The organism is Candidatus Uabimicrobium helgolandensis (genome assembly GCF_041508025.1).
Classification (GTDB): domain Bacteria; phylum Planctomycetota; class Uabimicrobiia; order Uabimicrobiales; family Uabimicrobiaceae; genus Uabimicrobium; species Uabimicrobium helgolandensis.
Genome location: NZ_CP165719.1, coordinates 4,044,654 through 4,064,675, shown reverse-complemented (window position 1 = coordinate 4,064,675; position 20,022 = coordinate 4,044,654). Strand labels below are relative to the sequence as shown.

At 34.6% G+C, this 20,022-nt stretch carries 19 protein-coding genes; 8 read left to right on the top strand and 11 right to left on the bottom strand.

The features are described from left to right. Positions 1–42: 42 nt before the first annotated feature. The 4 genes from UABHE_RS14840 to UABHE_RS14825 form a co-directional block, all read right to left on the bottom strand. Positions 43–984: a hypothetical protein gene (locus UABHE_RS14840; RefSeq protein WP_372371117.1), complete on the bottom strand. Its 942-nt coding sequence runs from the start codon at positions 982–984 to the stop codon at positions 43–45. A gap of 544 nt (positions 985–1,528) precedes the next feature. After that, a complete protein-coding gene (locus UABHE_RS14835; RefSeq protein WP_372371116.1) occupies positions 1,529–1,846 on the bottom strand; it encodes a hypothetical protein in 318 nt (105 codons plus the stop codon). Between the two features lie 83 nt (positions 1,847–1,929). Continuing rightward, positions 1,930–2,721 carry a metalloprotease family protein gene (locus tag UABHE_RS14830; protein ID WP_372371115.1) on the bottom strand — a complete coding sequence of 264 codons (792 nt, stop codon included), beginning with the start codon at positions 2,719–2,721 and terminating at the stop codon, positions 1,930–1,932. A gap of 2 nt (positions 2,722–2,723) precedes the next feature. Beyond that, positions 2,724–2,978, bottom strand: coding sequence for a hypothetical protein (locus UABHE_RS14825; protein WP_372371114.1), 255 nt, complete (start codon positions 2,976–2,978; stop codon positions 2,724–2,726). A gap of 198 nt (positions 2,979–3,176) precedes the next feature. Between UABHE_RS14825 and UABHE_RS14820 the strand changes: the two genes are divergently transcribed. Together UABHE_RS14820 and UABHE_RS14815 are read left to right on the top strand one after the other, a co-directional pair. After that, the gene (locus UABHE_RS14820; RefSeq protein WP_372371113.1) at positions 3,177–5,168 is read left to right on the top strand and encodes a protein kinase; all 1,992 of its coding nucleotides are present in this window, start codon (positions 3,177–3,179) and stop codon (positions 5,166–5,168) included. A 76-nt stretch (positions 5,169–5,244) separates the two neighbouring features. Continuing rightward, the gene (locus UABHE_RS14815; protein ID WP_372371112.1) at positions 5,245–6,093 is read left to right on the top strand and encodes an SDR family oxidoreductase; all 849 of its coding nucleotides are present in this window, start codon (positions 5,245–5,247) and stop codon (positions 6,091–6,093) included. A 23-nt stretch (positions 6,094–6,116) separates the two neighbouring features. Here the strand turns inward: UABHE_RS14815 and UABHE_RS14810 are convergent, their stop codons facing one another. Next, the gene (locus UABHE_RS14810) at positions 6,117–7,016 is read right to left on the bottom strand and encodes a hypothetical protein (protein WP_372371111.1); all 900 of its coding nucleotides are present in this window, start codon (positions 7,014–7,016) and stop codon (positions 6,117–6,119) included. 332 nt (positions 7,017–7,348) lie between these two features. On the opposite strand from UABHE_RS14810, the gene UABHE_RS14805 reads away from it, so the two are divergent. Both UABHE_RS14805 and UABHE_RS14800 read left to right on the top strand, forming a co-directional pair. Continuing rightward, the gene (locus UABHE_RS14805; RefSeq protein ID WP_372371594.1) at positions 7,349–7,495 is read left to right on the top strand and encodes a four helix bundle protein; all 147 of its coding nucleotides are present in this window, start codon (positions 7,349–7,351) and stop codon (positions 7,493–7,495) included. Between the two features lie 239 nt (positions 7,496–7,734). Then, positions 7,735–7,950 (top strand): hypothetical protein, encoded by a 216-nt coding sequence (locus UABHE_RS14800; protein ID WP_372371110.1) that lies wholly within the window; start codon positions 7,735–7,737, stop codon positions 7,948–7,950. Between the two features lie 168 nt (positions 7,951–8,118). On the opposite strand, the gene UABHE_RS14795 is transcribed toward UABHE_RS14800, so the two are convergent. Both UABHE_RS14795 and UABHE_RS14790 read right to left on the bottom strand, forming a co-directional pair. Then, a complete protein-coding gene (locus UABHE_RS14795; RefSeq protein WP_372371109.1) occupies positions 8,119–9,018 on the bottom strand; it encodes a hypothetical protein in 900 nt (299 codons plus the stop codon). Positions 9,019–9,027: 9 nt separating this feature from the next. Then, complete coding sequence (locus UABHE_RS14790) at positions 9,028–10,437, bottom strand: MBOAT family protein (RefSeq protein WP_372371108.1); 1,410 nt, start codon at positions 10,435–10,437, stop codon at positions 9,028–9,030. 283 nt (positions 10,438–10,720) lie between these two features. On the opposite strand from UABHE_RS14790, the gene UABHE_RS14785 reads away from it, so the two are divergent. Then, positions 10,721–11,707: a malate dehydrogenase gene (locus UABHE_RS14785; protein WP_372371107.1), complete on the top strand. Its 987-nt coding sequence runs from the start codon at positions 10,721–10,723 to the stop codon at positions 11,705–11,707. Between the two features lie 124 nt (positions 11,708–11,831). Here the strand turns inward: UABHE_RS14785 and UABHE_RS14780 are convergent, their stop codons facing one another. From UABHE_RS14780 to UABHE_RS14770, 3 genes are read right to left on the bottom strand one after another with little or no spacing between them, the layout of a single operon-like run. Continuing rightward, entirely contained in the window at positions 11,832–12,770 is a 939-nt protein-coding gene (locus UABHE_RS14780; RefSeq protein WP_372371617.1) for an RNA-guided endonuclease TnpB family protein, read from the bottom strand. Continuing rightward, entirely contained in the window at positions 12,718–12,915 is a 198-nt protein-coding gene (locus tag UABHE_RS14775; RefSeq protein ID WP_372371616.1) for a helix-turn-helix domain-containing protein, read from the bottom strand. The genes UABHE_RS14780 and UABHE_RS14775 overlap by 53 nt, the downstream gene beginning before the upstream one ends. Then, a complete protein-coding gene (locus UABHE_RS14770; protein WP_372371106.1) occupies positions 12,872–13,471 on the bottom strand; it encodes an IS607 family transposase in 600 nt (199 codons plus the stop codon). The genes UABHE_RS14775 and UABHE_RS14770 overlap by 44 nt, the downstream gene beginning before the upstream one ends. A 681-nt stretch (positions 13,472–14,152) precedes the next feature. Between UABHE_RS14770 and UABHE_RS14765 the strand changes: the two genes are divergently transcribed. Both UABHE_RS14765 and UABHE_RS14760 read left to right on the top strand, forming a co-directional pair. Then, positions 14,153–15,448 carry a hypothetical protein gene (locus UABHE_RS14765; RefSeq protein WP_372371105.1) on the top strand — a complete coding sequence of 432 codons (1,296 nt, stop codon included), beginning with the start codon at positions 14,153–14,155 and terminating at the stop codon, positions 15,446–15,448. Further along, entirely contained in the window at positions 15,441–16,745 is a 1,305-nt protein-coding gene (locus UABHE_RS14760) for a saccharopine dehydrogenase C-terminal domain-containing protein (RefSeq protein ID WP_372371104.1), read from the top strand. The genes UABHE_RS14765 and UABHE_RS14760 overlap by 8 nt, the downstream gene beginning before the upstream one ends. On the opposite strand, the gene UABHE_RS14755 is transcribed toward UABHE_RS14760, so the two are convergent. Continuing rightward, positions 16,730–17,461: a helix-turn-helix domain-containing protein gene (locus UABHE_RS14755; RefSeq protein WP_372371103.1), complete on the bottom strand. Its 732-nt coding sequence runs from the start codon at positions 17,459–17,461 to the stop codon at positions 16,730–16,732. The genes UABHE_RS14760 and UABHE_RS14755 overlap by 16 nt on opposite strands. A gap of 256 nt (positions 17,462–17,717) precedes the next feature. On the opposite strand from UABHE_RS14755, the gene UABHE_RS14750 reads away from it, so the two are divergent. Continuing rightward, entirely contained in the window at positions 17,718–20,018 is a 2,301-nt protein-coding gene (locus UABHE_RS14750; RefSeq protein WP_372371102.1) for a pentapeptide repeat-containing protein, read from the top strand. The last annotated feature ends 4 nt before the right edge of the window (positions 20,019–20,022 follow it).

Genomic DNA, 20,022 nt, shown 5'->3' with positions numbered 1-20,022 from the left:
ACTCAACGATTAAAACTGACATCCATATATGAATATCTTATGTTATACACTATAGTTGTTATTATTTATCACAACTGCAATTGGCGTGTTTAAGTATTTTGATACATGAATTTCCATAGGGTCGAACATAATTGCAGCATTATAAGCTTCTTGACTGACGTCTACGTGAAGCGTACGAGTTATAACTCTATAAATGGTCTGTTGCTCTTGATATGAATTCTTATCAGTGATTTGAGTGCTGTAAATAATTTTTTTGCCCATTTTACAATCACTAAAATATCGATATATTTCTTTGATAATCTTGAACGTACTGACTATTAACATTATTGGGAAAGGGAATAACAAAATTAAAAAAGCATACATACCCGATAATGAAAGACCTACAACAATCCAAGCGGCAAAAACAAACATGAAAATTCGCGGCATTAGTCTTGAAAACAATTGCTTTTTCAGTACTCTCTTGTCTTGTTCATCATAATTATCTTCTGTAACATCAAATTTTATGTTTTCTGTTTCTGATTTGTTACGAAAAATTTCTTTTGCTGGTTTAACTACTTGTAATTTAAATGAGATATTTGAACGCGGCGAATAGTGTATTTCAACTAAATCACCTGTCCCAACTATAGCATACTGCTTAAAATCTACGACAATTTCTTTTTGGTCAATGATAATGCTGTATGTTGTTGATGAATTGGATTTTTTCATCTTTTTCATTTTTCGATCTGCAATTATTCCTCGAACAATACTTTTTTGCCCCATACTCCAGTCGACAAAGTAGCTATTTACCATCCATAGTGGTATACCAACAAAAAATACACTAAGAACACCTAGTATGCTTCGCAGAATGTCATCATCAGTATTTTGATAAAGTACTACCAAAAATCCCAATAAAATCGCGATAAAAATAAAAATTCCAATAAAATGCTGAAAAAGCTTTTTCTTCTCTTCAGGCTGTAAATTTTCTTGTTTTTCTGTTGTTTCCATTGAAATTATGTACCTTACAAGTATCGTTAAAAAATATAAAAACCATCGCTGTGAACGGTTTTAGTACGTAGTTAAGGACGAGTGAAATAAATTTGTGCGCGTTATCATTCAACATAAAATGCTTTGGCCCCGTTTGCAAGCCCGATTTTGTTTTCAAAAAGAGGCAGTGGTGAACAATTTCGACCATGAACATCTTGATTGAAAAAAAATTTAGTTTTGTTATTCCTACAGGTAAAGTTGTAGAAAATTATGTCTTTTATAATTTATAGCAATATTTATTCGTTTCATCAAAGCTCAAGTAAAAAATTGGGGATCGGTTCGGAAGCTGGTTTGGGCTCCAAAAATAAACAATATTTTTGAATGATGACGGCCCTAATTAATGACTCCTACCTACGAATGAAAAAAGTAAGTATCGACCAGTTATTTCCAAAGCGCCCTTCGAGTTTTCTTCTTCACCTTGGACTTCCTCTTCAATGTTTATCTATTTTTCAATTCGCACAAGGCGTGCGATCTCTTGTTATTCTTGAGATAGCAGGCCTTTAATTCACGAAAAGCCTTCTATTTTGCAAGTAGGTAAAGCATTTTTCAATTTTAGAAGACCGTCTACTGTAATTTTTTCGCAAAACTCCAAATCAACATACTCAAGCGTCTTAATTTTATGGAGTTGTTTTAATCCTTCATCTGTAATTCTCTCAGCCCACTCTAGGTCTAATTCTCGAAGTCCTATTATCTTAGAAATGCTTTCTAAGCCTTTATCTGTTATACCATTCATACCGCATGTACATAGTATGTGCACTTCTTGGCCTTCTAGTTTTGCTACTTCTTTATCGCCACCCTTTATATATATTTCTATTTTATCCATGTTTTATCCTTAACATAAGCTCAACACCATCAATTAGATAATTCAATCGTCTAAAAACATTTCTTTTAATGTATTATAAATATCTAACGACGAATGAAAAAAGTAAGTATATACGTTAGTATCATGTTTACAATAGATAGTATTGTTGCAAACATCATATAAGAGAGTACTGGACGGCTCCAAGTTCTTACGTTATCCATGTGCTCATTACTAAGGAGAAAATTTGTATAATGAGAAATCAACGCAGTAATAGCTATAATAATCACCAGTAAAAAAACACCTGGCCACGCTCCTTTTAAATCAGAAGAACTTGGTGCCATGTGCGAAGCTATACATAGACACACATACAAATAAAGCCAAAACTCCCAACGTTTCATATTTTGTTCAGTGAACAACTCATTGATAAATATTGTAAAATTATGCGAGAATTCATCCCAAAAAACAGCGAATTCTGCTTGCATAATATTGGAAAAAGACGAAAGTTTCCACTCTACAGCAAACTCAGGGAACATCCAGTAGGTAAAAAGTAGTAAGGCAGTAATACCTATGAAAAAAGGTGCTAATCCTACAAATAAAGTACCTATTTTTTGGTAAAGACTTTTCTTGTTGTATGAATAACTTACATATCCCAAAGTACCTGTCTTGCGATCAGGAGAAAACAATTTAATTTCGCGAATTTTATAGCGAAACAGAATACAAAAAATCACATGCCCTATTTCATGTATAGGTGTTCCTATAATACCGGTAAACATTACTGCGTTCCAACCTAACTTATTGGTTAACCTTCGTGTCGTCCACACTTCGAGCTTGTATAAAATAAAAAGTAATAAAGCGACACCACCAAATAAAGCACAAAGTTGTTGCAATATTTCCATTATTAAGGCTCCCAAAAAAAATTTTTGTACTCTTCTCCATGTAGCAAGAGATATTCGTCCGCAAAATCTAGTTGTTCTTCACCGTATATCTCTGCTACCGAGGTAATAAAAACTACATTCATAGGTACTTGAGCTTCTTTTAGCCACTCAAAATGACCATTGATCTTATATAGATTTTTATTCTGGTAATAGTATTTAGCAAGCACTTTCTGTTTTTCACTAAATTCCCACCAATTATCGTATTGTTTTATTTTCATTGTTTTTTTAGTCTATTACAGTAGAATAATAATTTATAGCTATTTTTATTTGTATAGTGCATCGGCATTCAACATTTGTTTTGCTATATTCCAAAATATATTCCAAATGCTATCACAATTTAGAACATCTTCGCAACGCAGATAACAACATTGGGATCTTTTTAAAATGACTATTCTTGTTCTGAGTAAGGAAATACTGTGGACTTAAACAAAAAAGATTTTCTTAAATTGCCTCCTATTCAGGACCCTAATCTTACAACAATTGATAACAAAACATCTACTTTTGATGTTTTAAAATACCATTTCCCACCTATTCCTGGGTATAAAATTGAAAAATTACTTGGGCAAGGAGGAATGGGGGCAGTATTCTTAGCTACAGATGAAAAGATACAGCGTAAAGTAGCTATAAAAATTTTAGGGTCGCAAAAAGAAGGATCATCAACTAGCAGTGCTAGTGAAAAGCGCTTTGGTATAGAAGCATCTATCATGGCAGAATTAGAACATCCAGGCATTGTTAAAATATACCATAGTGGCGAAATAAACGAAGTCCTTTACCATGTTATGGAGTATATAGAAGGAGGTACAATTCATCGCCTTATCGGTAAACATTGTACTGAGAACATAACAAAATTACTTGCCCCTATGGCTGAAATATGTTTCTCTCTTGCTTATGCTCATCGCATGGGTGTTATTCATCGCGACATCAAACCAGGAAATATTTTAGTCAATTTTTCTGGCGAACCAAAAATAGTAGATTTTGGTCTTGCAAAGAATCTAAAAAGCCATTCAGAAATCACTCGTACAGGATCTTTCGCTGGAACTGCCCATTACTGCTCTCCTGAACAGCTTGATGTAAAAAATGTCACCCCTGCTACCGACCAATTTTCTTTGGGAGTTGTTTTCTATCAACTTCTTACAGGAGAACGTCCTTTTGAAGGTTCTCCCGCCGAAGCAATATCGGGTATTCTCTCCGATAACCCTATTCCACCACGACAGATAAACAGTAATATTTCTCCAGATCTCGAAGTTATTTTATTAAAAATGTTACAAAAAAATACTGGAGATCGCTACCGAAATATGAATCATGTAGGAGAAGATCTACTCAAGGTTATAGAAGGGGAACGCATTACTGGTCAACTACCAGGCGTAATAACAAGAACCTATAACTGGACACAAAATAATCCTGTATTTGCACGATTTATTTTTTTCACTATTATATGTACAACGTTAGGGTTAGTGCTTTTCGCAACATGGCAGTATCAAGTAAACGAACGAGAACGTAACTTGGCAAAAGAAAAAGCGATTGTGGCGCAGAATGCTCTACTAGCAAGCCAAAAAGCTGTTGCAGCAGAACAAGAAGCTAAAGTTGCTTTGAAATTAGCAGAGCAGCATGAGGAAAAAGCTATGGCGGCAAAAAAACTTGCAGAAAAAGAAGCGCGAAAAGTATATGAAAAAAATATGGAATTACAAGAAACACTACAAATTGTGCGTAATCAAAAGCAAAAATTGTCAAAATCAGCTTCAAAAATAAAGCGACAAAATGCAAAAAATATACGAATTATTCAGCAGCTACAAGAAGAAAAACAGCAAAAACAAAAAGCAGAAGAGCAAACACAACAAGCCCAGGAACAAGCCAAAAAAGAATACAGTAGCAAAGTAAAAAACGCCGTTGAGATTTTTGAAATACAACGAGAAAAAGTTTTCTTGCAAAAATTGCATGAGCTGCTTATCTATTCATCTAGCAATAATATTAACTTTTTACATAAACATTATTCTATACTTAAACCTATTCTAGATAAAAACACTCAGTTATTCAAACAGCAAAAAGTATACAATATTTTTACTCTACTACAATTTTCTACAATTTGCGAAAATCTAAACAAAAATGATATTGCTCTTTACTATCTAAAATTATGTTGTAATGATTTCAAAAAAACAGGTTTAGGCTATACAGCTTTAGGTGGGTTTTTTCTACGAAACCAAAAATACAATAAAGCGAAAAAAGCTTATTTGGTCGCAACGGAGATTTTAGGTAATAGTGGCCATAATTTTTGGCAAATTTTCTACCATCTAGGACAAATTTCCGCAAAAGAAAAAGAAAATCTGTTAGCGGCACGTTATTTTCAAATAGCTGAAAAATTAGGCTCTCCGATTGATTTAAAACCTCTCATTCGTCGTTGTTCTAAATAAGGAATGTTAACATTTATTAAAAATTTTTAATAAAATTCAACTTTGCTAGCTAGTTACTTTCAAATAGGAGAGAACATTGAAATACATTGTTGTAACAGGTGCATCTACAGGAATAGGTAAAGATATATGTGTTCATCTTCTTAAAGAAGGTTATTTTGTTTTTGGTAGTGTAAGAAATGAGCAAGATGCCCAAAAACTGACTACAGAATTTAGCGAACGTTTTACTCCACTCGTTTTTGATGTAACAAACCGCGACGATATTAATAAAGCTGTTAAAAAAGTACAAGAAATAACATCTGAACTTTTTTGTTTAGTCAACAATGCAGGAATCGCTGTTCCTGGCCCTCTAATGCATATTCCTGTAAATCAATTTAGAGAACAATTTGCAGTAAATGTTTTTGGCGTTTTAGATGTAACACAAGCTTTCTTACCACTATTAGGCGCTAAGTTTCCGCAAAAATATCCTCCTGGAAAAATTATCAATATAAGTTCTGTTGGTGGAAAAATGTTTAACCCATTTATTGGTGCTTACAATGCTTCTAAACACGCCTTAGAGTGTATGTCTGATGTTCTAAGAGTTGAATTAAATATTTACGGAATAGACGTCGTAATTATTGAACCTGGTGTTATAAAAACCCCCATTTGGGAAAAATCGAGCAGTTACGACCTTAGTGCCTATAAAAAAACCGACTATGCCGAAAGTCTCGAAATATTTCAAGGCTTTGTTAACAAAATGGTAGAAAATGCCATAGATCCTAAATATGTTAGTCAATTAGTGGCAAAGATTCTTAGAAAAAGAAAACCAAAACCTCGTTACCCACTTCCTGATCGTCCAATTACTGGTTGGATTATACCAAGGCTTATGCCAACACGCCTTTTAGATAAATTAATGATCAAATTTATTGGATTACAAAAGCGAAATTAGTGGTGTAACAGAAGTTTACATGTCTATTCTTTTAGAATTTCATTTTTTATTTTCAACGCAAGATCTGTAGAAAATTTTTCCGCCGATTTTGCGTGTAAGTGACTACCATCAAAGGTTTCATATTTATTTGAAAAATTTAGCCAAAACCCTCCATGTTGTATAAATGCACTGATAAATTTTTTTCTATAGAAACCACTTTTTTCGTTTTCTATAACAAGTAAACTTTTCGATATCGGTGGAAAAAAGCCTATAACTATAAATTTTTTTTCTGTTACCTTCTTAACAAAAGATAGTAATTCTATCCCTTGACGCGAATTAGAGTGTCGAAAAATTCGCGAATAGCTTCCATCGCTCCGGCTTTCATTTATCTTTGTAGGATAGACCGCGGTCCATCCATTAAAATGATTTTTCAGTCGAATACCTTTATTTGAAGCTTTTATATTCTTAATAGAAAAACGATCAAAAAGCGCATAACTATAAGGGAAATACTCTATCCACAGTTTTTGTTCAATAGACATGGTTAAAATTTGTTTGATTTTAGTACCATCCATCACTTCTTTCTCATCAGATAAAGATCGAGGAGTTATTGCTAGTAAAATAATTGTCCCTGGTTCACTTTTACAACGCGCTAATCCTATTTTTAAAAGCGACTTATAAAATCCGCAACCTTCATATCCCATATTAAAACACTGATACTCAGAAAGTACTTCTTCTATTTTCTGCGGGCAAACATCGTATTGACAGCGCGAATCTCCTAACGCCACAAAATTGTACGTTTTTGTTGAAAAAGTTTTGCGTACCCAGTATTTATTTTCTTCGGCGTTTTCTAAGAAATAAACATCATATTGTATACGAAATATAATAAATATCGTAAGTAAAGCAGTGGCAAATAAAATTGTGTGTATTATTCTTTCTTTACACATATCTAAAATCCTTGTTCAAAACATGTGCCTAACATTAGTTTTGTTTATTGTAATTTTTATAATATAACCCAAGTTGCGACCTATAAAAGTTATCGTACAGTCTGGTATAATTACTCTTACAAATTCGATGTACGCGGTTCGAATCTCGTGAGACGCAGTCGTGGCACATGGCACGAAGTAAGGGTAATGCAATGAATTTTAATCATGAAAAATTAGATGTATATCACTAGAATATACAAAAGAAACATTTAATGTGATGGAGAAAATGCCATCAGGTTTACAGCTATTTAAAGGATCAGCTAAAAAGAGCATCGCCTTGAGTCCCTCTTAATATAGCAGAAGGCAATGCCAAATTTAGCAAAAAAGAGAAAGCAAGGTTTTTCTCTATAGCAAGAGCATCAGCAAATGAATGTAGTGCAGTATTCGATGTTGCTAAGATAGCCCAAATAATAGACTCAAAAGAAAAAACTACTCTATAGAATAATTTGTATGCTTTCAAAGTTAATAGTCTAATTTTCGCACATGGAATATCGATCCACGACCACGAACCTCAAAAATCGAATTGCACACATCGTTTTTTTATACTGTTATAACGACTCTTCTCTTAAAGTAGGAAAAACAAGAAGGAGAAAGTCATGAAAAAGAAATTATAATTGTTTTCTGTATATGTGATGAGATAACACAAACACTCAAGATTGTAGAAGATCCTCAAGTTAAAATGACTAATTCAGAAATTATGACAACAGCATTAGTTTCTATGCTCTACTTTTCTGGCAACTTTGAAAAAGGACGAAATTTTTTATCTGAACATGACTACATCAAAAAAATGCTAAGTAAAAGTCGTTTCAATCGCCGCATACGTGCTATTGGTGAAAGTGTATGGCTTTCTCTTTTTCATTTGTTTGCTGAAATTAGTAAGCGAAACAATCTGTGAGATTATATCATAGATAGTTTCCCTATTCCGGTCTGTGACAATATTCGCATTAGTCGTTGCAAAATATACAATACACAAGATCATCGGAGTTATATTGCAAGCAAACGTCGTTATTTTTTCGGTTTGCGGGTTCATATGCTCGTCACCAAAACTGGTTTGCAACTTAAGTTAATATACAAGTATTTCATTTTTTATTTTGAGCGCAAGATCTGTAGAAAATCTTTGTGCTGACTTTGCGTGTAAGTGACTACCATCAAAAGTTTCATATTTATCTAAAAAATTTAGCCAGAACCCTCCATTTTTTGTAAACATATCAATAAATGTTTTTCGAAGGAAACCACTTTTTTCATTTTCTATAACTTGTAAACTTTCCGATATCGGAGGAAAAAAGCCTATAACCATAAATTTCTTTTTGGCAGCCTTCTTAACAAAGGAAAGAACTTCTACTCCTTGTCGAGAACGAGAATGCTGAAAAATTTGTAAATAACGTTTATCACTTTGATTTTCATATTTATTTTTAGTATGCGCCGCAATCCATCCGTTTAGGTGAAATTCGAAACGAGTATTTTTCGGAAAAGCCGTTAGATTACTAACCCTAAAGTTATTAAAGAGCGCACGAGTGTAGGGAAAATATTGCGTCCATAATCTTTGCTCGAATGATATAGCCAAAATTTGTTTGAGTTTAGTACAATCTATCGAAGATTGATAATCAGATAAAGATCGAGGAGTTATTGCTAGTAGAATAATTGTTCCTGGCTCATTTTTGCAACGCGCAAGCCCCATTTTCAAAAGAGGTTCATAAAATCCACACCCAAGATACCCCATATTAAAACACTGACGCCCAGGAAGTATTTCTTGTATTTTTTGCGGAGAAAGGCCATACACACAACGCGAATCCCCCATCGCTACAAAATTGTAAGTCTTTGTTGAAAAAGTTTTGTTAACCCAATATTTATTTTTCTTGGAGTTTTTTAAAAGGGATGTATCATAATGTATGCGAAGCATAATAAAACCCACAACTAGAATAGTAGTGATTAAAACAGAATGTATTATTCTCTCTCTACGCATATCTGTATCCTAAAATTGAAAGTAAATAAAAGCTGCTCCTGTACCACGAAAAAATATAATAATAACAATGAGTATAGCCAAAAATAAAGATTCGTAGTGGGTATATTTGCGCCATTTTTGGTCTAAAGAGAAAAAGTACATCATCCCTAGAAACATCATCATATACAAAATAAACATTTGCCGACTATATAAAAACGGCACCGCGGGTGTTAAAAAAGAGGTAAAGTCAAACATGAGTGTTAGAATATCTAGTGCTTGTGCAAAGTCTGCTGCACGAAAGAACACCCAACCAACCCACACTTGCACAATAAGTATAAACCAGCAGAACAAGCGACCGAAGCAATATTTTAGTAAATACTTATGATAACCTAATTGTCTTTCTATACAAAGAAAAGCCGCGTGTACTCCGCCCCAAGCTAAAAAATTCCACGAAGCACCATGCCATAAGCCCGAAAGTAACATAGTATAAAAGATATTGCGCCAAACAATCCATTTTTTGCAACGCGAACCTCCTAAAGGTATATAAACATAATCGCGGAACCACGTAGACAAAGAAATGTGCCAACGCGCCCAAAAATCCTGGATGCTAGTTGCAATATATGGATTATTGAAGTTGTCACAAAAGCGGTACCCCATCCACCGCGCAAGTCCACAAGCAATATCACTATAACCACTAAAGTCACAGTAAATTTGTACAGCAAACATCGTAATGACAACCCACCAATACACACCGCTATCAATAGGATAATTAAACGACTTATCCACAACAGGGGCTAAATTATCAGCAACAACTACTTTTTTGAATAGGCCATAAACAATCAGACGAAAACCCATCCACCGCTCCGGCTCTGAAGTATAGCAGTCATTTTTCAATTGTGGGAGTAAATCTTTTGCTCTAACAATAGGGCCTGCTACCAATTGTGGGAACATACATAAATAAGCAAAGAAATGTAGAATATTAGTTGTTGGTTCTAACTCTTTTTTGTAGACATCGAGTGTGTAGCTCAAGGATTGAAAAGTATAAAAGCTAATTCCTACAGGCAAAATTAAAGTAAATTCCGGTATGTGTGGAGTTATTTGCCACGAAATAGATAAAACCTCTAGAAAGCTATCTATATTTTGAGCAATAAACTCACTATATTTAAATAGTAAGAGTGAGCTTATGTTACCAGTAAGAGAAATCCACAGAAATAGTTTGCGGTGTTTGCCGCTTCTATGCATTGATAAAGCAACAAAAAAATCGATAAGCCCACTAAAAATGATTAGAAAGATAAACCGCCAATCCCACCATCCGTAAAAAATGAGAGAAAATAAAATGATTGTGCCCCAACGAACGTTCAAGGATAAACGCTTTGCGAAATACCAAACTAAAAAAAAGACAACAGCAAAAAGAATAAAGATCGTTGAGTTAAAAAGCATTTTTTGCCTCACACTTTTAAGGTATAAATAGATAGATATAAATTCCCATTCTATATAAAACGAGAAACTACGACAAGAAATAACCATGTTACAATAAACGCGGTAATCTGATGCGAATATTTTTACTGAGTGGCCTAATTAAGCTTTACAATATTTATTGAAAGTGTAAGATAGGGCGTGTTCCTATTCATATTTCTCAAATTTTCCAAATAGGACACACCTTAATTTCTTTCGATGATATTCTGAGTGTCAAATTTTATAGGTTTCTTATAAAGGATTTCTTATGTCGACAAAGTCAGTACGTGTAGCAATCACTGGTGCAGCCGGGCAGATCGGTTATGCAATTCTATTTCGTATAGCTTCTGGACAAATGTTTGGCCCTGATACAGAAGTGCACTTAAATTTATTAGAGCTAGAAGTTGCTTTACCAGCTTTAGAAGGTGTTAAAATGGAGTTGGATGATTGTGCTTTTCCACTATTACAATCAATTACCACAACTTCTGATGCCAATGTAGCGTTTAAGGACATTGATTGGGCACTTCTTATTGGAGCTTTCCCTCGTAAAGCAGGTATGGAAAGAAAAGACTTATTGGCAAAAAATGCTAACATTTTTACTGCCCAAGGCAAAGCATTAAATAACAACGCAAAAAGTACTTGCAAAGTTTTAGTTGTAGGAAACCCGTGCAACACTAATGCGTATATCGCAAAAAGTATAGCTCCTAATATTCCCCCAAGAAACTTTTTTGCAATGACAATGCTCGATCAAAATCGCGCAGTAACACAATTAGCACAAAAATCAAATACACACAATACAGACGTTGCTAACTTAACCATATGGGGAAACCACTCCTCCACTCAATACCCTGATTTTTTCAATGCAACTATTGGCGGAAAGCCAGTCACAGATACAATCAGTGACCAAGATTGGTTAAAAGGTGATTTTATTAAGACTGTTCAACAACGCGGAGCAGCAATCATAAAAGCTAGAGGCCTTTCTTCTGCTGCTTCAGCAGCAAATGCTGCTGTAGATACAGTACGTAACTTAGTCACACCAACTCCTGAAGGTAAACACTTCTCTGTGGCCGTTTGTTCTGATGGAAGTTATGGAGTTCCAGAAGGACTGATGTTTGGCTATCCTATTCGCTCTAATGGCGAAGAGTGGGAAATTGTGCAAGGAGTTAATCACAACGAATTTGCTCAAGAAAAAATGGCAGCAACAATAAAAGAACTAAGTGAAGAAAAAGAAGCGGTTCAACACCTGCTTACATAGTTCAGATATCCATTAAACTTAAATGAACAGCAAATTTGCTGTTCATTTAAATTTAATTAACGCCCTTTCTTTGCACATCTTTATATCCGATAAATTTTTGTTAACAAATGCTAACAAATGCAAGCTACAAAGAATGCAGCCAGGGGTTATCTCCCAATGCACGTAGAAAGATTCCACGCGCTCCATTAAAATCGCGATTAATACGCTTCTTACAAGAAGAGCAATTAAAAAACTTGTGTCCACCGATATTTTCTTTAACATAGCCACAAGAGCTACAAGTTTTGGAGGTATATGCTTCGTTTTGTTCGATAACAATAGAAGACAAGAGCTCAGCTTTAGACTTCAAAGTATTTTTGAACTTGAAGTGCGACCAGTTGAGCATTGCTCTGACTGTTTTTGAGCGTATTTTTCGCTTTGAACGTAGCACCATTTGGCTGGTTTCAAAAGGTGGTATAATAATAATTTCAAAATGTTTGCACAAGAAATTGGCAGTTTTGTGATGGATTTCGCTGATGAGATCTTTGATTTTCCATCGCATGCGATCAGCGGCTTTTTTCATACGCTTTTTACGTCGTGATTTTGCTTTCGATATGCGACTGGTAAGTTGATCGAGATGATGACATAGTCGCACAATACGACCAAAATCACCACAGCCGACTTTGCCACAACTGTGTTTGGTGTAAAAAGTTTGAAAAGATCGAACTCCTGGATCTAAGGCAACGATGTCACTCCTTTGGTTTTCAGGTTTCATGACAGGTTTGCCTTCAGGCTTAACAAGAAAAAAACGTCCTTGTTGGAAAACAACGCGGCAATCAAAATAAGCTTTACCAACAACTTCGCGAAGTAACAATTTTCCCATTTTGCGTTTATAAAAGGAATCTTGCTTTACAGCACTTTTTGGAATGTAGATGCACTCATCGCGTTTTTTGCGACTTTTGAATTTCACTTCCTGCACTTTACCAGTTTTTGCGAACTTCTTTTTGGCATTTTGTACAGCTTTGCACGCATCTTTAATAGCAATTGATTTGAAAAGGAGTTTCTTTTGACCACTCAGGTAGATCATCAAGTATTTGTTTCTTGATTTTCATCCAGCTTGCAGTTGTATTTGGCTGTTTTAGATAGTGAATCGTTTTGTTGTAAACAAACCGAGCGCAACCAAACCAGTTACGTAGAAGTTGCCGCTGTTTTTTGTTTGGATAGAATCTTATTTTCCTGCTTCTTTTTACTGCTATACCTTTGCATTCCGTGAAGTTTACACGAGAATACGTGTATGATCGACATAAGATCTTCTGTGAGCTTTTGTTGTGCACTACTTTTATCTTCTTCGAGAACCACGACTCGCCCACCACCGATTTCCATAATCCACTGGATAAGTCGATATCCAAATCTACTAAGTCTGTCTCTGTGGGTACAAAGTACTTCTTCGATTTCTCCTCTAAGTCCTTGTTCCAGTACTTTGAGCAGCCCTTTTCGTTTGAAGTTGAGCCCTGACCCAATGTCGGTGATGATTTCATGATTTGGATACTTTTCCTTCATAAACTCCTTTTGTCTTTCCAAGTCGTCTTTTTGCTTACTGCTCGATACGCGACAATAACACACTTTTTTCTTTGGCTTTTTATTACCTAATATACTTTCCAAATTGTATCTTCGTTGGTTTGATTTTGTGCGTATTGTTTTGATAAGTCCTTTTTTGTCCCAGTTTCTTAAAGTATTTGCGTGCACTCCTAATATTTCGCAAGCTACTCGACTTGGTACCCACTGCATTTTTTACCCCCTTTTTCACTCCTATTTTAACCTTTTTAATATTTGTTAGCAAATGTTAAAATAATAATTACTAGTAAACAACCTCATTTTCTGCATATTCATCACAAAACACACGATAATCTAGAACGCCTTAAAACCAACTTTATTCATTTACAATTTTGTCAATGTCAAAATACCATTGCCTAGGTATATCGACATTTACTACGATACTCAATTCAAGTAGCCTAAAACAACAAAATCGAACCAAAAACAGAGCTAAACGATGTTCTTCCTAACCTCGGCCAGATCGAAACTTATGTTTAACTAAGTGACCTGCCAAAAGTATTTACCCATTGGCATTTTGTTCTTTAATTTTTCTAGCTTTGTTGCTCCTCTGTTACGCAGCTACGGCTGCGCGCCTTCGTCGCGCCGCGCTATAAAAATAAAGCCCTGTATTCAACGGGTAACTACTTTTGTCAAGTCACTTATCTAAATCGCATTATTTCGTTATTCTTTTAAATATCGATGCATCCCTATATACTTCCGTATTATGTTATATTTGTCGCTTATGTAATATTTTTTTTCTAAGATTAAAAATCTTTGCTACAATGACAAAGAGGAACCAATAAACGTTTACAGAAGTTACACAGTTTAATAGTGAAAAGTTACTGGTTCTGAAAACAATCATCAAAAGGAGTATTTATGAGCATAATAATTGGCATCCGAGCAGAAGAGTTAGATACTCGCGCACCTTTAACGCCTAAATATGTAAAACGCATTGTTGAATCTGGAACAAGTGTATATGTGCAACCATCACAAAAACGCTGTTTTCCGGATGAAGAGTACCAAAAGGCAGGTGCATATTTACAAACAGATTTATCAAACGTAGACATTGTTTTTAGCGTCAAAGAGATACCATGTTCCAAGATATTACCTGGAAAGATTCATTGTTTTTTTTCCCATACGATTAAGGGGCAAAAAAACAACATGACAATGCTACGTACAATTATGGAAAAGCAAGCGACACTTATTGATTATGAAAAAATAACAGACAGTAGCGGAAAACGACTCATTGCTTTTGGAAAATTTGCAGGATATGCAGGCATGATAGATGCCCTATGGATTTACGGACAAAGAATGCAAACACTAGGATGTGAGACTCCATTTTCACAAGTCCAACAAGCAAACAAATATCAAAATCTAGAGCAAGCAAAAACAGCAATTAGCGATCTTGGCAAGACAATCAAAGAGCATGGTTTGCCTTTTCCTATAGTGTGTGGCTTTACAGGAAGTGGAAGAGTCGCTCAAGGAGCAAAAGAAATTTATTCACTTTTACCTGTGCGAACTATAATGGCGAAGGATCTATCTAAAATTTCTGAAAATGTGTCTCATCACTGTGTATACCAAGTATCATTTTCATTAGAAAATATTTTTACCAATAGTCAAAATACTTTTTCAAGAGAAGAGTATATTAAACATCCGCAACAATATCACAGTATATTTGCAGAGTATATTCCTTATTTGTCTATAGTAGTTAATGGTTTATACTGGGCTCCAAAATATCCACACTTATTGACTATTTTGGATTTAAAGAACTTACTGACAGCACGGGACAATCCCCGTTTTCAAACTCTCGCTGATATTACGTGCGATATAAATGGTAGTATCGAATTCAATGTTGAATCGACTTCCTCAGAAAACCCTTGTTACACTTACAATCCGTTTTCAAAGAAAGCAGAATACGGTTGGAAAACCATAGGATTACCAGTGCTTGCCGTAGATAAATTGCCAGGAGAAATTCCTCAAGAATCTTCGGAAGGTTTTAGTGAAGAGCTTTACGGTTTATTTAGTGATTTGCGCAATATTTCCTACGCAGGAAATCTAGCAAGTAGTGGTTTATCTGCTACTTGGCATAATGCGACTATTGTATACAAAGGTGAGTTGACAGAGAATTATCAATATCTACAAAAACACTTAGAGGGATCTTTGAATGAATAAACAAATATTAGTGCTTGGAGCAGGTCGCGTTGTAAAACCGATGATAGATTATTTCTTTGGACACACAAATTATTTAGTTACAGTTGCAGGTCTTGAAATAGCAGAGAATTTAAATTTTATATCAAAGCATCCTCAAGGTAAATTACTTTCTTTAGATATAGAAAATAAATCTTTATTACAAGAAAGCATAAAGTCCCATGATATTGTTATTAGTTTACTCCCTGCAACTCTTCATTATAGAATAGCGTGTATGTGCTTAGATTTCGGAAAAAATTTAATTACCGCATCCTACGTTACTCCAGATATGCAATCGCTAAATGAGCAAGCACAAAATAAAGGTTTGTTGTTTTTAAATGAAATTGGACTAGATCCTGGAATTGATCACATACTTGCCAAATACATGATTGATTTAGCACAACAACAAGGTGGAAAAGTCATATCCTTCCTTTCTTATTGCGGTGGGCTGCCTGCACCTGAGTCTAACGATAACCCAGTAGGCTACAAATTTTCGTGGAGTCCACTAGCTGTTATGCGCGCGAGTAAAAACGAAGCTCGATTCTTACACAACAGTGAAGAAGTTATGCTCGATAGTATCAATGTTTTTAGGCAAAAAAAACAAATCTCAATCCAAGAAATGCCATTTTTTGCATACGCAAATCGCGATTCCCTAAAATACAAAAAGCTATACAACCTAAAAGATATTCAAAATATTATGCGTTGTACTTTGCGCCATAAAGGGTGGTGTGAATTTGTTGAAGCACTTTTACTTTTAGGTTTTTTAAGCGATGCGCCTACTTTTGATACAACGGACATGAGTGCTGCAATGTTTACTTCCAAAATGTTTGGACAACAAAACTCTTCAGAAATTTATTCCGAAATCAAAAATCGTATTACAAATTTATCTGCAATGAGCTCTCTGGAGTGGCTTGGAATATTTGACGAAAAGATTTTACTCCCAAGCAAGCATATCTCTCCCATTGATTTTATTGTAGAACTTTCTTTGCGTAAGATGTCCTACAAACCGCAAGAGAAAGATATGATTGTATTGCATAATAGCATAGAGGTCAAATACCCCCAAGAGATTAAAAATATGGAAATTACTTTAGTAGATTTTGAGCAAAATAACGATAGCGCTATGGCAAGAACCGTATCTCTTCCTGTCGCCATTGCAACAGAACTGATTTTAGAAAACAAAATCTCACAAACAGGTGTGCAAATACCAATCTTTTCAAGTATATATTTGCCCATGATCGAAAAACTGAAACAACTAGGAATGCAGTTTTATGAAAAATTATAAGATGCATACTCTTTAGATTCATTGTTTTTACATAAAGGCCAAGCGAGGTCGATTTTTTCAAAAACATCCAAAAAAGCTCTATAGCTTGATATTTGGTTCACGTAACCGACTAAACCGGTATTTAAGTTTTTCTTATCCATTTCACGGTTAGTAATTAAAACTATAGGTACTTTGGTAAAATCAGATTTTTGCAATGAATCAAAAATTTTTCGACCATTTATTTTTTCAGAGACAAGACTTATTACTACTAAACTAACATCAGAAGAATTTTTTAAAAGGCCAAAAATTTCTTCTTTTTCATACATGTGGACAATGTGATACCTAGTTGGTAAGCAAAATATTGCTTCTTGTATCGAAATTTGAACATCGTGATTATCTTCTACAACTACAATTTTTGACTTTTTTCGCGATTCATTTGTTGCTATTTTTTTTTCGATGTTGGTGATTTTTTGCTCTAAATTCTTTACAACATTGTATACATTGTCATTTTTTAAAAGTGTACTATCCGCTGTATTCATTTGGTAATCAGGAAAAAGTTCTTGAATAATTCCGAGTATCTTGGCAGCCTCTATTAGTGTATCTCCAGCAATAATTTGTTGATTTTTTTCCCATCGTGATATACTAGAGGAATTGACACCTAATTTACGGGCCAAAGTAATTTGAGACATACCTTTACGCAGTCTACCGCTTTTAAGAATAGAACCTAAATCTAACATTTTATGACTCCTAAAACGCCTTGTGTGTTTGTGTTGTTTTAGGCAGCAAATATAATGCCATTAAAATTTTTAGCTAATACTCTAATTAAAAATTATTACCTAATTAGATTTCGATACGCTTGTAACCTTTGATTTTATTAACTAATAGTACTTTAAACTAAACGTAGTACACTTTAATATTCTCGTTCCCTTAATAGTGACGAGGAAACAACAACTTTACATTTAACAAGACGACTTGCCGTCAAAAGGAGTTACTATGACAACCGATTGGGGCTGTACAAACAACGACAATATGTCCCATATTGACGATGTAGAAGCGCAACAAAAAATTATTGCTGGTGAAGTAATTAGTAATGCAAAAATTGACAATCTAATTGTACGCAACAATACAATAGCAAAAATTACATTAGACAATTGCGAAATAGGAACCCTCGATTTATCAGGTAGTACATGTTTAGATACTGTCATTATACAAAATTCAACTATTGGTAAAACGGCTCTTAGCTTACAAGATCACAAAGAAGTAATTTTGCAAACAAGATTCAAGCAACATGTACGTATTCAAAATTGTAAATTTACAGATACATTTAGTTGTATTCAAGGGCAATTTGAAGGTGAATTTTCTTGCACTGCACATTTCGCAGATGAATTTTTGTTGAAATACAACCATTTTTACCAAGACATAAGTTTGAACGGCAGTGAATTTGAGAATATTTTTAGAATAGCCGCTTGTAATTTTGATGGTCATGCATGGTTCCGCAAAATAACTGTCCACAAAAAAATTTCATGGAGTCGCGTTATTTTTGCAAAAAAAATGAACTTAGGAAACTCTGTTTTTCACGACACTGCACATATCGGTGCGTCTACATTTGGTGATCGTGCAGGATGGAATGCTGTAACTGCTAAAGAGAAAGTCGAATTCCTAAAATGTACTTTCGAAGGCGAATTTTCCTCTCAAGGCAGTGTGTATAGTCATATTTTTAATATGAATAAGTGCAATATCAATGGTGTAGTTTCTCTCGCAAACACTACATTCGAAAAGAAATTCAACTTAAGTAAGTCTTCGATCAATAACCAAATAAACACAAAAGATACCATTTTTATTGGCGCCGTTCTTTTAGACCACATTAGTTGCGAAGGAACATTAAACTTTAATGAAACTACATTCGAACAAGATGTTTTTTGCCGCAACAGTTATCTTGGTGGCGAAGACCAACAACTCAATTTTATGCAAACTGTTTTTAAGAAAGCAGTGAACTTTGAGAACACACAATTAAAATCTGCTCTTGTCAATTTTAGCGAAGCTTCTTTTCACAAAACTTTTTTTACAAACTCTACTTGGGGAACACAAAGTAGCTATATAGATTTTTCAAAATGTAGTTTTAACCACACATTGAAGTTAGATAATTCTGCTTTTGTAGGACAAGTAAATTTCAACGGAAGTACTTTTCATCGACGCGCAGCTTTTGACAAAACAATCTTTCATCAAACAGCATTTTTTCGCTTTTGTAAATTTATAAATACGTGTTCTTTTGAAGGAACACAATTTTTAAAGCAGTCGTACTTTGTTGGTTGCCATTTCCAAGAAGTCAATTTCATGAACAGCGAATTTGAAGGAGCAGTACGTTTTGCTACAGAAACTGCGATGACAAATTGTCCAGAGAACCAAAATGCAACATTTTTTGAAGACAATGCTGATTTTTCAAATGCTCGCTTTAACAAAAAAGCACTTTTCCAACAGGTGAAATTCGCTAAAAAAACGAACTTCAACAATGTCTACTTTGGAGAACAGATCAGTTTTCGCCACGCCCAGTTTGATGAAGATTTGATTTTTTCTGGTGCATTTTGTAGTCTAGAACTCGATCTACGAAAAATTAATGTAAAAGAAGAACTTATTCTCAAAGGAGCCAATATCAATCGCCGCATAAACCTAGCAGACGCTTCTTTTCGCAAAATATCATTTTACAATATGGTCACTGATGTTATTGCAGTAACTCCACAACAAATCGACGGTAAATTACGCGGAGACGAAAAGGCTGATAATACCATGGACGTTGAACGTACAGCACAAGAGTACCTAGCTTTGAAGAAAAGCTTCTCTATACAGGGTATGCACGACGAAGAAGACTGGGCTTACTGGAGGTTTCGCCGTACAAAAAGAGGTCAAAGTTCTTTGAAAGCAAAAAAGGACAAAAATATTTTCGTTTTGGGTAAAAATTTCCTAGAAAAAATATTCATTGATTACGGTAGTAATTACGGAACACATCCATTTCGAATAACTTTCCTAGCAGCTCTCATGATCGCAGCCTTTGGAGCTTTTTATTGGATGTTCCCTGGACAATTAATTCTAGAAGGTGACGAAATAATGAAAGGCCAAAGTCCAACTTTGAGCCAATGTATATATTTTTCAGTCATGGCATTTACCACTATGGGTTTTGGTGATATACACCCTGACTTTTATGGTTGGTTAAAAACTGTCGTCGCTTTTGAAGCTTTAGTCGGAATTATTACAATGACTTTGTTTGTCGGTACTTATGCAAGAAAAATAGTTCGTTAGGTGT

Bases quoted from the DNA above. Each gene is read 5' to 3' on its own strand.
- UABHE_RS14800 (WP_372371110.1), top strand. From the start codon at position 7,735: ATGACTAATTCAGAAATTATGACAACAGCATTAGTTTCTATGCTCTAC.
- UABHE_RS14795 (WP_372371109.1), bottom strand. From the start codon at position 9,018: ATGCGTAGAGAGAGAATAATACATTCTGTTTTAATCACTACTATTCTA.
- UABHE_RS14840 (WP_372371117.1), bottom strand. From the start codon at position 984: ATGGAAACAACAGAAAAACAAGAAAATTTACAGCCTGAAGAGAAGAAA.
- UABHE_RS14785 (WP_372371107.1), top strand. From the start codon at position 10,721: ATGTCGACAAAGTCAGTACGTGTAGCAATCACTGGTGCAGCCGGGCAG.
- UABHE_RS14835 (WP_372371116.1), bottom strand. From the start codon at position 1,846: ATGGATAAAATAGAAATATATATAAAGGGTGGCGATAAAGAAGTAGCA.
- UABHE_RS14770 (WP_372371106.1), bottom strand. From the start codon at position 13,471: ATGCAGTGGGTACCAAGTCGAGTAGCTTGCGAAATATTAGGAGTGCAC.
- UABHE_RS14825 (WP_372371114.1), bottom strand. From the start codon at position 2,978: ATGAAAATAAAACAATACGATAATTGGTGGGAATTTAGTGAAAAACAG.
- UABHE_RS14830 (WP_372371115.1), bottom strand. From the start codon at position 2,721: ATGGAAATATTGCAACAACTTTGTGCTTTATTTGGTGGTGTCGCTTTA.
- UABHE_RS14750 (WP_372371102.1), top strand. From the start codon at position 17,718: ATGACAACCGATTGGGGCTGTACAAACAACGACAATATGTCCCATATT.
- UABHE_RS14760 (WP_372371104.1), top strand. From the start codon at position 15,441: ATGAATAAACAAATATTAGTGCTTGGAGCAGGTCGCGTTGTAAAACCG.
- UABHE_RS14780 (WP_372371617.1), bottom strand. From the start codon at position 12,770: ATGATCTACCTGAGTGGTCAAAAGAAACTCCTTTTCAAATCAATTGCT.
- UABHE_RS14810 (WP_372371111.1), bottom strand. From the start codon at position 7,016: ATGTGTAAAGAAAGAATAATACACACAATTTTATTTGCCACTGCTTTA.
- UABHE_RS14765 (WP_372371105.1), top strand. From the start codon at position 14,153: ATGAGCATAATAATTGGCATCCGAGCAGAAGAGTTAGATACTCGCGCA.
- UABHE_RS14755 (WP_372371103.1), bottom strand. From the start codon at position 17,461: ATGTTAGATTTAGGTTCTATTCTTAAAAGCGGTAGACTGCGTAAAGGT.
- UABHE_RS14790 (WP_372371108.1), bottom strand. From the start codon at position 10,437: ATGCTTTTTAACTCAACGATCTTTATTCTTTTTGCTGTTGTCTTTTTT.